Genomic DNA, 12,481 nt, shown 5'->3' with positions numbered 1-12,481 from the left:
CCTCATGTGATGTGTCCGGTAATGTCTCCGATCGGCCACCGCTCAGGGTTTGCCGTCCGGCGAGGCCGGGTCGGTATGGGTGAGCATCTGGCGTAGCAACGGCAGCGTGACCGCCCGCTTTTGCTCCATCGAAAACCGGTCGAGCCGGTCGAGCAAGGCCATCAGGCTCGACATATCGCGCTCGAAGTGCGTGAGCAGATAGGCCGGTACGTCGGCCGCCAACTGCAACCCACGCTCGCGTGCGGCGTTTTGCAGGGCCTGCTTCTTGCCGTCATCGTCCAATCCCACAATGTGAAATACGAGGCCCCAGCCGAGGCGGGTGCGCAGGTCTTCGCGCAGCGGCATGTCGACCGGCGGCTGTGAGCCGGCGGCCACGAACGCGCAGTGCGGACGGGCGCGGGTCTCGTTGAACAGATTGAAGGCGGCGATTTGTTGCGTGGGCGAGAGGTTGTCGCTGTCGTCCACGCAGTAGACCGTGCTGGCGTCGTCGAACGTGAAAGCGGCCAGCGGACTGTTGGGACGCAAATAACGCGCGCTCGGCCCCATGGCGTGGCACAGGGCCTCCATCAGATGGGTGCGGCCGGACCCGACAGCTCCCCAGAGGTAGATGCCGCGGTCGCGCGCCGTGCCCGACGAGAGTTCGGCGGGAAGGTCGGCAAGCGTCTGCGCCGCCTCGCGGTTGGGCCCGACAATAAAATTGTCGAACGTCGCGGGCGGCGGGGTGCCGAGGTCGAGATACAGTTGCTGAATCACGAACGAAGAAAGCCGGCTAAAGGCCGGCAGAGTACGGTTGTGCAGGGCACGCCGGGCATTCCTGGCGTCCGATATCCGGATTGCGTTCCGAAAGGACACGCGCATCGGGTAAAATCGCATTTTACCGAACCTTGATGCATTCCCGTCATGTCACACCCTAACGAAACTTCCGGCCTTTCCTATCGCGACGCTGGCGTCGACATCGAAGCGGGCGACGCATTGGTCGAAGCGATCAAGCCGTTTGCCAAGAAAACCCTGCGCGACGGCGTGCTGGGCGGCATTGGCGGCTTCGGCGCACTGTTCGAAGTGCCCAAGCGCTACAAGGAGCCGGTGCTCGTTTCGGGGACCGACGGCGTGGGCACCAAGCTCAAGCTGGCCTTCACGCTGAACAAACACGACACGGTCGGCCAGGATCTGGTTGCCATGAGCGTGAACGACATTCTGGTGCAGGGCGCCGAGCCGCTGTTCTTCCTCGACTACTTCGCCTGCGGCAAGCTGGATGTGGCCACGGCCGCGACGGTCGTCAAGGGCATCGCTCAGGGTTGCGAGCTGTCCGGTTGCGCGCTGATCGGCGGCGAGACGGCGGAAATGCCGAGCATGTACCCGGACGGTGAGTACGATCTCGCCGGTTTCGCGGTCGGTGCAGTCGAGAAGAGCAAGATCATCGACGGCAAGTCGATCGTCCCGGGCGACGTGGTGCTGGGTCTGGCCTCGTCGGGTGCGCATTCGAACGGTTACTCGCTGGTTCGCAAGATCATCGAGGTCGCCAAGCCGGATCTGGACGCCGACTTCCACGGCCAGCCGCTGCGCGACGTGCTGATGGCGCCGACGCGTATTTACGTCAAGCCGCTGCTGGCGCTGATGGAAACGCTGACGGTCAAGGGCATGGCCCACATCACGGGTGGCGGCATTGTCGAGAACATCCCGCGCGTGTTGCAGGATCATCTGACGGCCGACATCAAGCAAGATGCCTGGACGCTCCCGCCGCTGTTCCAGTGGCTGCAAGCGCACGGCAAGGTGGCCGACGCCGAAATGCACCGCGTGTTCAACTGCGGTATCGGCATGGCCGTGATCGTGTCCGCTGCCGACGCGGATGCTGCGGTCAAGCACCTCGAAGCCTCGGGCGAGACGGTCTACCGTCTGGGCACGATCCGCGAGCGCAAGGAAGGCGAAGCGCAAACGATCGTGTCGTAAGACACCCGTCGTCAGGAATGCAAAAAGCCCGCCGGAGATCCGGCGGGCTTTTTTGTTTTTGGGCTAGCGGGTTGTCATCGTCTGCGTTCGGACGGTGTTCGCCGTCGCCACTTCGACGATGTCAGCACGACGTCTCTTGTGTCGCCATCCGCCTGCGTGTTTCTCCGAGACAGAAGAACACAACGATTGCACACAACATCGTCGCCATGGCGAGGCGCTCGAGCAAGGCGGAGAACGCTTGTTCGTAGGCGTCGCGCAATACCGCTTCGCTCCACACAGGGACGCTTGCCGCCGCACCATGAAGATCGCCCGCCACGATGCGGTTGACCGCCTCACGAGTGATGTCGGGAGCCACGGCGCCATGCACGTCAGGCAAGTGCGTGCCAATCAGCGCGATCAGCACCCCGCCCACGAGCGCGAGCGCAAGACCTTCGCTTGCCACACGCGTCGTGTTGAAGATGCCCATGGCCATGCCCGCACGTTCCGTCGGCACCACGCTGACCGACAGACCGTCCATCAGCCCCCAAGGTATCGCGCTGCCGGTGCCGATCACGAGCATTGGCCAAAGCGAAGGGCTCAATACGCCGGTCTCCGGTGCACCGATGCTGCGCGCGAGCCACCCCAGACCGGCCGCTGCGATCACCAGTCCCGCACTGCAAAGCACACCCGCAGGCATGCGCCTTGCGAGTTGCGTCGCGATGAACGGCACGACAAGCATCGGCAACGACAGTGCCACCATCTTCAACCCCGCCACGATCTCACTGTCGCCGTGCACGCCGATGAAGCGTAGGGGCAACAACACCAGCAGCACGATGTAGCAAAGACAAGTCGCAATCGGCAACATCTGTACGCCGATGAAGCGCACGTAGCGAAACAACGTCAGGTCAAGCATGGGATGCGCAACATGCCGTTCGACGAAGACAAACGCAATCGCCAGCAACAACGCCAGCACGAGCGCACCGATTACCTCCGGTGCCGTTGTGCCAAGCGCCGGTGCCTGAATCACCCCGTAAGTGAAGCACGAGAGGGCGCCGGTGAACGTCAGTGTGCCGGGCCAGTCGAGGCCCGTGGCGGCTGGATCGCGCGATTCGCGCACGCACTGCGCGCCGATGACAAGCGCCAGCGCGGAGACGGCGGCTGTCGCACCGAACACGCCTTGCCATCCGAAGCGCGCAATCAACGCGCCCGCAAGCAGCGGGCCAAACGCCAGGCCGACGCCGAAGGTCGTCCCGAGCAACCCGTAAGCGCGGGCGCGGGCGTGACCGTCGAAGTCCTGCGCGAGCGATGCACCGCCACCAGCAAGCGTCGCCGCAGCCGCAACGCCTTGCAGCGCACGAAGCCAGTCGACGGCGAGCGCCGAGCGCGCCAGCGCCAATGCCAGCGATGTCAGCAGCAATGCACCGACACCCAGCAAGAAAACACGCTTGCGGCCGAACGCGTCGGCACATGCCCCTGCGGCCATCAGGCAGCCGCCGAACGCCAGCATGAACGCGCTGGTGATCCAGCGCATCTCCAGCGCACTGCCGTGCAGCGCCGCACCGATGGCCGGGGTGGCGACGGCGCCGCCGGAAAAACTCATCGGCAGCAACAACGCCGCGATGCAGACGGAAAACAAACCCAGCAACCGGCGGCGCAGCGAGGCGTCCGTTTGCGGTGAACCTCGAGAAGTCGTGATCGACATGAACAGATCCTGAAGAAGACGCGAATCCATACGAATCGACGCGTCGCAGACGAAAGAGGAACGTCGGCCGACGTCACGTCATACATGCTAGAAGATCGTCAATCGAGAATAAACAGGCGCAAAGTTCTCAGATTCAGGAATAAAATTCCGTAATTGACGGCGCGTGATACGCGACACTGCCGAACGGCGCGCGGTCCGCGAGTGAGAGGTAAGCGACGATGGACAATCTGGCGGAAATTACGGCTTTCGTACGGGCGGCCGAGACCTTGAGTTTCGTGGCGGCGGGGCGCGCGACGGGCGTGTCGGCATCGGCCATCGGTAAGCAAATCGCGAGACTCGAAACGACGCTCGGCGTGCGGCTCTTTCAGCGCAGCACGCGGCGCGTGAATCTCACCGAAGCCGGGCAGATGTACTACGAACGCTGCCGTCGCGTACTCGATGAGCTGGCCGACGCGCGCGCCATGCTTTCGCAGGTGTCGCAAACGCCGCGCGGCAAATTGCGTATCGGTTTGCCGGTCACGGCATATCGCTTCGTGATGCCGCTGTTACCTGCCTTCGCCGAAAAGTATCCAGACATCGAACTTGATCTGAACTTCGACGACCGTATCGTCGATCTGATCGAAAGCGGGTTGGATGTGGTGATTCGCAGCGGTGACCTGCCCGACTCCACGCTCATGTCGCGAAAGGCAGGGCCGTTCCGGTTCGTCCTGTGTGCGTCGCCGCGCTATCTCGCGAAGCGTGGCACGCCCCAATCGCCAGCCGATCTGGTGGCGCACGCGTGCATCCGTTTTCGCTTTCCGACGTCGGGGAAATTGCAGCCGTGGGCCTTTGTGGCAGAGGTGACGAACGAACCGAAGCTACCCACGAGCCTCACATGCAACAACATGGAGGCGTTGCTAAGCGCGACGACGCATGGGCTGGGCATTGCCTACATGCCCGACTTCCTTGCGCGCGACGCGCTCGCTGCCGGACGACTTCAGTCGTTCCTTGGCGAGTATCTGGAGAACCCAGGGCAGTTCTGGATGCTTTGGCCGTCGAGTCGGCATCTCTCGCCAAAGCTGCGCGTGTTCGTCGACTTCATGTGCGACCGGATGCTGTGAGCATCGCTCGCGGGCAGCGAAGCATCACCGCTTCATCCGCGCTTCCACCGCCGCCATCACATCGTCCAACGTCGTTTCCATCACTCGTACGAGATCGTCGAGCTGCGCGCTCGGGGCGGCGGCGCGCGGCGTAATGCGCAGGGTATGAAAGGGCATTGATGGCTCGAAGCGTCGCAATACGAGATCCGAATCGAGGAAGTCGTAGGCCGACACCGGGTGCAGCAATCCGATACCGACGTTCTCCTTGACCATCGTGCCGATGTTGATCGAATAGCGCGCCGTGGCCACGACCTGCTCGTGCAGATGACCGTCGGCGAACAACTGGTCCATGCCCCAGCGAATCATGTCCGTCGGCTCGTACGAGAGAATCGGCTGTCCCTTCAGATCGGCCAGACGAATCACCTTCTTGCGCGCGAGCGAATGACCCGCAGGTAATGCGCAGATCGCGTCGAGTTTGGCAAAGGAAACGGCGTCCGTCGCGGCCACGTCGATGGTGTCGGTCACCAGTCCTAGCGCTAGTTGATGCGTGACGACCTGATCGCGAATCAGGTCCGATGCGCCGGTCGTCAACGCCAGTTGCACGCTCGGATACAACGCCCGATAACCCGCCATCACGCGCGCGGAGAATCCGAGCCCGAACGACACGACTGAGCCGACACGAATCACGGCCCGGTCGGGGTTGCGCAGGTTCAGCGCGAACTCGCGGATGTTGTCGAGACCCGCATAGCGGCGCTCGACTTCCTCGAACAGGGCGAACGCTTCCGTCGTCGGCTCAAGACGGCCCCGCGCACGGTCGAACAGTGTGAGACGTGTCGAGCGTTCGAGATCGGCGACGAGACGACTCACCGCAGACTGCGACGTGCCGAGCACCTGTGCCGCTTTGGTGGTCGTGCGCGTGAGCATCAGCGCCCGAAAGGCGTCGATGTGCCGGAAATCCATCGATTCTCCACGGAAGGTTGGCGTGTGGGCAGACGTGTCAGGCCGCAGAATCAGACGTGAGCGACGACGCGCGAATCCTTGAGGCGCGTCGCCTCCCCATCCGGTGCAGCCACTGCCTTACAGCGCGAAAGCGTGGATTTTACCGCCCTTCATCACCATCGGAATTCGCTCCCCCTGCCCGAGCAGGCAGTCGAGCGACGCGAGCGGATTACCGTCGACGATCAGCACATCGGCATGCGCACCGGGCACGATCTCACCCAGTTGCCCCGACTGTCCGAGCACTTCCGCGCCGACGACCGTCGCACTGCGCAGAATCTCCGCAGGCGACAGTACTTCGGCACGCAGACGGAATTCGTCGCTTTGCAGACGCTGCGACTCGCCGAGCAGGTCCGAGCCGTAACCCATCTTCACCCCGGCTTCGCGGAAGATCTCCAGCGAGCGCAGACCGGCCGCGTGCACGTCGGCAATCTTCGCGACGCTGTCGTCCGGCAGGCCGAGCGACTTGCCTTCGTTGGCGAGTGCGTCGTAAGTCACCAGCGTGGGCACGGCATACGCGCCTTGCTCAGCCATAAAGCGTGCGGTCGGCGCATCGACAAGATTGCCGTGCTCGATGGTGCGCACGCCGCAACGCACGGCACGCTCGATGGCCGCCGCCGTGTAGGCATGCGCGAGCACGTAGGTGCCACGCCCGCGCGCTTCTGCAACGATGGCGCGGATTTCGTCTTCCGAATAACCCCATGCGCCAACGGGATCGGTCGGCGATGCCACGCCGCCCGACGCCATGATCTTGATCTGGTCTGCGCCCATTTGCAGCTCTTCGCGCACGGCGCGGCGCACTTCGTCCACGCCGTCGGCCACACGGGAGAGCGCGCCGACGCGCACGCAGCACGGGCATGGGCCGTCGGTGCCGATGTAGTCGGTGCGCGGGCGTCCGTCGCCGTGTCCACCGGTCTGGCTGATCGCGCGGCCCGACACGAACAGACGCGGGCCTTCGGCCAGCCCGCTCTCGACCGCATGCTTGATGGCGTGACCTGCGCCGCCTGCATCGCGCACGGTGGTGAAGCCGCGTCGCAACATGCCTTGCAGAATCGGCACCGATTTGAGCGTGACGAGCACGTTCGGCAGATGCGCTTGCGCCGAGAGATTGAGCTGCGTGGCGTGCACGTGCACGTGCAGATCGATGAGACCCGGCATGACGGTGCGGCCGTGCGCGTCGATCTCGCGTGCGGACGTCGCGCGAATCGGTTTGTCGGAGACTTCCTTGATGCGTCCGTTTTCAATCAGCACAGCGTGATCTTCGCGAAGCTCGCCCTTGACGGGGTCCAGCAGTGCGCAGTTCGACAGCAGAATCGACTCCATGACTTCTCCTCCGGGATGTTTTTCTGAGCGGACGCCTGTACGTCGGCATCCGCCTTCCGTTCTCAATCGATGGTCGCGTGCGCGAGCGTTCGCGGGGTCTGGGTGAGCATGATCGGGGTGTCGCCGGTGACGACCGAGTCGTCCAGGCGGAAGCCGCCCAGCCCGTAGACGTAGATGCCCGGCTCGGCCGAATACACTTCATTCGCCAGCAACGGACGATGGTTGAACGCCATGTCGTCCGGATACTCGTGACCGATGATGCCCATGCCGTGACCGGTGCGGTGACGGATGTACTCCCCGCAACCGGCCTTCTCGATGACGGCCTGCGCAGCGGCGTCGATGCCGGACACGGGCTTGCCGGTGATCGCGGCGCCGACTGCGGCTTCGTTCGCCGCGCGCGCGACTTCGTAGAAGCGCGCCTGTTCGCTCGACGGTTTGCCGCAGAACCACGTGCGTTCGTTTTCGATGACGAGACCATTCAGACGCGGGATCACGATATTCACCATGCCGTCACCTTCGCTGATGCGCGCACCACACGATGCGCCATCGCCATGCGGCGAGGCAGATGCAGGGCCGGAGAGTGTCCAGCAGCGCATGACTTCGAGGTTCTCGCCGGGGAAGCGTTTCGCACCTTCAGTGACCATCAACGCGGCCATCGAATAGTCGAGTTCCTGCACCAGACGCCCGGGACGAATGTTCTCGCGATACCGGTCCTGCACCCAATCCGCCAACTCGGAGGCCGCGCGCATGATGGCGATCTCTTCGTCGTGCTTCACCCAGCGCAGGCCGCGCATCTCCGCGAGCATCGGCACAAACTTCGCGTCGGGCAGCATGGCGCCTGCACGTGCAAGCGGACCGCCTGCGGCATCGACCCCAATACGCGATGCGGCCAGCCCCGCGGCGCGCAGCGTGTCCGCGATGAGCGCGGGCACTTCGGCAAGCAGCGGCTGACGTTGCGTGACGCGCGGATGCTCAGCGTAGAGCGTGACGCGTTCCAGATCGAGCCACAGGTGATGACGCTCACGCGCCATCATCAGATGATGCGTAGACAGTTCGTTCATCACGGCGAACGGCTCGCCGTTACGCGGCACGCAAACGGCGATGGGGCGCTCCCACGTCTGGACGTCGACGTGAAAGTTGGTGGCCCATTGGAAGAAGTCTGCGGCGGTGAATACGAGTGCATCGACACGCGTGCGGTCCATCAGATCGTTCATCAGCCCGCGACGGTACTGACGTGTGGCATCGGAGAGAGTCGGCATGGGAAAATCCTTGTCTGCAAACGAGAGGCGAAATGTCGGGGACATGCGCGCGGGGCAGGACAAGCGGAGCTGGCGCGCATGTGCGAAGTCAGGTCATCATCGTCTTCGCGTAACGGCGGTGAATGACCCAGTGAGAGGCGATGGCCAGTGCGAACGTCACGACCATCGACACGATGGACAGCACGGCGCCGAACGGCCAGTTGTTCGCTTTGGCGATCTGGTCGTAGATCGAAGGCGTCATCATCGTGATGCCGGTGCCGCCGAGCAGCACGGGGGTGGCATATGCGTTCATGCACAGAATGAAAACGAGCATCGTGCCCGCCGCGATACCCGGTGCGGCCATCGGGAGGATCACGCGGGTGAGTGTCTGACGGAAGGTCGCGCCGAGATTGCGTGCCGCTTCTTCGACGGAAAAGTCCATGCCTTCGAGCACGCTCTGCAACGTCAGAATCATGTAGGGCAGCACGACCGCCGTGGTGCCGATAACGACCGCGAACGGCGTGTACAGCAGGCGAATCGGCTGCGGCACGATGCCCAGTGAGACGAGCAGCGAGTTGACGAAGCCAGCGTTGCCGAGCATCACCATCCAGCCCGCCGCGCGCACCACGTTGCCCACGAGCAACGGGAACACCAGCAGCATGACGAGCAGGCTCTTGAAACGGCTTTGCGTGCGCGCAAGCACATACGCGACGGGGAAGCCGAAGACGAGCGCGAGCACCGTGCACAGCGACGCGACTTTGATCGTCGTCCACAACACCGACAGGTAGTACGGATCGGTGAAGAACTTGATGTAGTTCGCGCCGGTGAGGGCCGCTTGCATCATGTCGACGGGGTCGAACCGGTTGAAGCTGTAGCGCACCAGTTGCAGACCCGGCAGCACGATCACCAACAGCACGACGAGCGTGGCGGGTGCTGCGAGCGAGCCGCCGGTGAACGCGCCGCGCACCGCGCGTGCGGTGGCGGCCCGGGAGGCTTCGGTGGACGGGCGAGGCGACGTCATGGTGGTGTCCGGCGTGTCAGGCGTGTCGGCGACGTTCACAGCCCCACCTTGAATTCCTTGTTCCAGAAGTCGAGCAGTGCGGGCTTGTCGGCGGTGAAGCGCGCATAGTCGAGCTTCACCATACGGTCGAGTTCGGCGCTCGTGAAGCCCACGCTTTGTTGCAGCGACGGCGGCAGATTCGCGTTCTTCACGGTCGGCGCGTAGCCCATCGTCTCGGCGAAACCGATCTGGGCGCGCGGGTCGAGCATCGCGTTCAGATAGTTGAAGCCGCACGGCTTGGACTGCGAGTTCTTCGGCACGGCGGCTTCGAACGTCACCGGCACTGCGCCTTCCTTCGGCACAACGTAGTCGATGGGCACGCCTGCCTTCTTCCACTGAAGCGCGCGCGCCTTCCACATGCACGTGAACCAGATGTCGCCGCTCTTGAGTGCCGAGGCGACCGCTTCGTTCGACGGATAGACCTTGGGCTGCTGCGTCTTGCGCAACTCGCGCAGGAACTGCACGCCACCGGCCATATCGCCGTCCTTGTGACCGGCCGCGAGCGAACTGCTCACCACGTTGAAGTTGTAAAGAATGTCGGAGAAGCCGACCTTGCCCTTGAGTTTCGGATCGAGCGCGGCGGTGAACGAATCGGGCTTCGTACCGAGCTTTTCCGGGTTGTAGACGATCACCATCGCGCTGAAGATGTGCGGGATCGAGTACGGACGACGCAGCGTTTCGAGGGTGTTGGCCAGATTCGGCACGAGCTTAGCGTCGACGGTCTCGAGGATCCCCGAGCGGTTGATGTCGTACATGTCGAGGTCGGCGAGGCACGCAACGTCGAGCGAGCCGCGACGCGATGCCTTTTCGGCGCGCAGCTTCGTCATGCGTCCGACCTGATCGGCGGAGTCGTACGTCACCTTGCCGCCGGCGGCTTCGATGATCGGCTTGCCGATGTTCTGTTCGAGCAGGTTCAGATAGTCGCCGCCCCAGGTGCCGACTACCACGTTCGGACACGCCTCGGCGGCATACGCCGAGAGGGCATCGAGTCCGAGCGCGGGGGCAATCACCAGACCGGAAGCGGTCTTCAGGAACGTGCGGCGGTTAAGGGCGTGCGTCATGTCGTCATCCTTCTAAACGTCGGCCATCGAGGGCCTTGGCATGGGTCGAAGCGTGCGTGAAATGTGCGTGGAATATGCTTGGAATGAGGGCTTGGTCGTGAAACGTCAGGCGTTGAAAAACAGGCAGTCGGTGCTCGCGAAGCACGCCTTGAGTGCGCTGCCGGGCGCATAAAGACGGGCGTCGTCGCGCGCGGTATTCGGCACATGCGCCACGAGCATTTCGCCTTGCGGGCTCTTCAGCCGAAGCTCCAGCGTCGAGCCGAGATAGATCGTCTGATCGACGGTGACGGGCAGGGCGGTTTCGTGTTGCGCCGGGGCGTCGGTCAGGCGCAGGCGTTCGGGGCGGATGCCGAGTGTCTTTGCGTCGGGTGTCGCACCCGGGAGCGCAAGGCGCTCGCCCTTCGCGGTGACGAACTGGCCCGCGTCCATCTGTCCGGCGAGGAAATTCATCTTGCCGAGAAAGTTGGCGACGAAGGGGTTCGCCGGGCGTTCGTAGAGCGCGTCGGCGGTGCCGATCTGCTGCACGCAGCCGTCGTGCATCACGGCCAGACGGTCGGCAATCGCGAGGGCTTCTTCCTGATCGTGCGTGACGAAGATCGTCGTGAGGCCGAGACGGCGTTGCAGCGCGCGGATTTCTTCGCGCACTTCGGTGCGCAGCTTCGCGTCGAGGTTCGAGAGCGGTTCGTCGAGCAGGAAGACGTCGGGGCGAATCGCGAGCGCGCGGGCGATGGCGACACGTTGCTGCTGACCGCCCGAGAGCTGACGCGGATAGCGGTCGGCGAGCGACGTGAGACGCACCATGTCGAGCGCTTCGCGAATGCGTGTGGCGCGGTCGGCGGCGGACACGCGTCGCATCTCCAGTCCGAACGCCACGTTCTCGGCGACCGTCATGTGCGGGAACAGGGCGTAGCGCTGAAACACCATGCCGGTGTTGCGACGGTGCGGCGGCAGACGCGACACCTCTTTGCCGCCGATCCAGATTTCACCGGCCGTCGGCTCGACGAAGCCTGCGACCATGCGCAGCGTAGTGGTCTTGCCGCAGCCGCTGGGGCCGAGGAAGGCCACGAGTTCGCCTTCGGCGATGTCGAGTGAGAAGTCTGCAACGGCAGCGGCGTTGCCGTATTGCTTGCGCAGCGAGCGAAGCGAAACGTTGGCCATGTCAGATCACCTGGCTGAGTTTGACGAAGCGATCGGTGATCAGCATGACGATGCCGAGCAGCACGATCTGCGCCGCAGACACGGCGGCAATCGTCGGATCGAGGTTGAATTCGAGGTACTGCATGATCGCGATGGGCAGCGTGGTCTTGCCCGGTCCCACGAGCGGCAGCGTGAGTTCGAGGTTCTCGAACGACACGATGAAGCTGAACAGCACGGCCGCGACGATGGCGGGGCGCAGCATCGGCAGCGTCACTCGCCACAGCGTGCGCCAGGGGCCCGCGCCGAGGTTACGTGCGGCTTCTTCGATGGTGCCGTCGATCTGCGCGAGGCTTGCACCTACGAGGCGCATCGTCCACGGAATCGTCAGGCAGATGTGGGCGATCACGAGACCGCCGAACGTGCCGACGATGTCCATGTCGAGCGCGTTCTCGGCGCGCAGATAGAACAGATAGGTGGCAATACCCGCGACGATGCCCGGCACCACGAGGGGCAATAGCAAAACGTTGCCCAGCGTGCGACGCCCGGGGAAGCGGTAGCGGGCGAGCGCGAGCGATGCGGCCACGCCGAGGATGACGCCGCCGATGGCCGCGCACGCAGCGAGTTGCAGGGAAAGCAGGAACCCGTTGGCGAACGCAGCGTTGCGCCACGCGTTGACGTACCACGACACGGTATAGCCGCTCGGCGGGAACGTGATGATCGCGTCTTTGAAGAAGCTCAGCCAGACGACGAAGATCAGCGGACTCAGCATGAACAGGTAGATCAACGCGATCCCTGCACGCACCGCCCATTTCGTCCATGCCGCAACCGGCACGCGCCTCGGGCTGCCTGTCGGCCGCCTTAGCACATCACCCGTCACACCACTCGGCTCCATCGAAGTCTGCGTCATTGGCACCCTTCCCGGTATCGTGGATTCGATGCAAATTTGCATTGCTCGAAAC

Annotated in this window: 11 protein-coding genes; 2 read left to right on the top strand and 9 right to left on the bottom strand. The window is 63.8% G+C overall.

The features are described 5' to 3' along the window. Window positions 1-42: 42 nt before the first annotated feature. Window positions 43-753 carry a DnaA regulatory inactivator Hda gene (gene hda / locus PCO31010_RS11615; RefSeq protein WP_150664408.1) on the bottom strand — a complete coding sequence of 237 codons (711 nt, stop codon included), beginning with the start codon at window positions 751-753 and terminating at the stop codon, window positions 43-45. A 147-nt stretch (window positions 754-900) separates the two neighbouring features. Here hda and purM point away from each other — a divergent pair, with 147 nt between their 5' ends. After that, window positions 901-1,947, top strand: coding sequence for a phosphoribosylformylglycinamidine cyclo-ligase (purM, locus tag PCO31010_RS11610; protein ID WP_150664407.1), 1,047 nt, complete (start codon window positions 901-903; stop codon window positions 1,945-1,947). 121 nt (window positions 1,948-2,068) lie between these two features. On the opposite strand, the gene PCO31010_RS11605 is transcribed toward purM, so the two are convergent. Beyond that, window positions 2,069-3,658, bottom strand: a complete 1,590-nt coding sequence (locus PCO31010_RS11605; RefSeq protein ID WP_373275331.1) for an MFS transporter — start codon at window positions 3,656-3,658, stop codon at window positions 2,069-2,071. A 188-nt stretch (window positions 3,659-3,846) separates the two neighbouring features. Here PCO31010_RS11605 and PCO31010_RS11600 point away from each other — a divergent pair, with 188 nt between their 5' ends. Further along, window positions 3,847-4,728 (top strand): LysR family transcriptional regulator, encoded by an 882-nt coding sequence (locus PCO31010_RS11600; RefSeq protein ID WP_150664406.1) that lies wholly within the window; start codon window positions 3,847-3,849, stop codon window positions 4,726-4,728. Between the two features lie 24 nt (window positions 4,729-4,752). Here the strand turns inward: PCO31010_RS11600 and PCO31010_RS11595 are convergent, their stop codons facing one another. The 7 genes from PCO31010_RS11595 to PCO31010_RS11565 form a co-directional block, all read right to left on the bottom strand. Next, window positions 4,753-5,667: a LysR substrate-binding domain-containing protein gene (locus PCO31010_RS11595; RefSeq protein WP_150664405.1), complete on the bottom strand. Its 915-nt coding sequence runs from the start codon at window positions 5,665-5,667 to the stop codon at window positions 4,753-4,755. Window positions 5,668-5,784: 117 nt separating this feature from the next. Further along, the gene (locus PCO31010_RS11590; RefSeq protein ID WP_150661721.1) at window positions 5,785-7,026 is read right to left on the bottom strand and encodes a metal-dependent hydrolase family protein; all 1,242 of its coding nucleotides are present in this window, start codon (window positions 7,024-7,026) and stop codon (window positions 5,785-5,787) included. Window positions 7,027-7,088: 62 nt separating this feature from the next. Further along, the gene (locus PCO31010_RS11585; RefSeq protein ID WP_150664404.1) at window positions 7,089-8,285 is read right to left on the bottom strand and encodes a M24 family metallopeptidase; all 1,197 of its coding nucleotides are present in this window, start codon (window positions 8,283-8,285) and stop codon (window positions 7,089-7,091) included. An 88-nt stretch (window positions 8,286-8,373) separates the two neighbouring features. Next, window positions 8,374-9,285 carry an ABC transporter permease gene (locus PCO31010_RS11580; protein ID WP_246184559.1) on the bottom strand — a complete coding sequence of 304 codons (912 nt, stop codon included), beginning with the start codon at window positions 9,283-9,285 and terminating at the stop codon, window positions 8,374-8,376. Between the two features lie 35 nt (window positions 9,286-9,320). Beyond that, complete coding sequence (locus PCO31010_RS11575) at window positions 9,321-10,385, bottom strand: extracellular solute-binding protein (protein ID WP_150664403.1); 1,065 nt, start codon at window positions 10,383-10,385, stop codon at window positions 9,321-9,323. Window positions 10,386-10,490: 105 nt separating this feature from the next. Then, on the bottom strand, window positions 10,491-11,543 hold the full coding sequence (locus PCO31010_RS11570; RefSeq protein ID WP_150664402.1) for an ABC transporter ATP-binding protein: 1,053 nt from the start codon (window positions 11,541-11,543) through the stop codon (window positions 10,491-10,493). Window position 11,544: 1 nt separating this feature from the next. Continuing rightward, window positions 11,545-12,429, bottom strand: a complete 885-nt coding sequence (locus PCO31010_RS11565; protein WP_150664401.1) for an ABC transporter permease — start codon at window positions 12,427-12,429, stop codon at window positions 11,545-11,547. Window positions 12,430-12,481: the final 52 nt, after the last annotated feature.

Origin of the sequence: Pandoraea commovens (assembly GCF_902459615.1) — a bacterium.
GTDB classification, from domain to species: Bacteria; Pseudomonadota; Gammaproteobacteria; order Burkholderiales; family Burkholderiaceae; genus Pandoraea; species Pandoraea commovens.
This window is presented reverse-complemented; position numbering and strand designations above follow the sequence as displayed.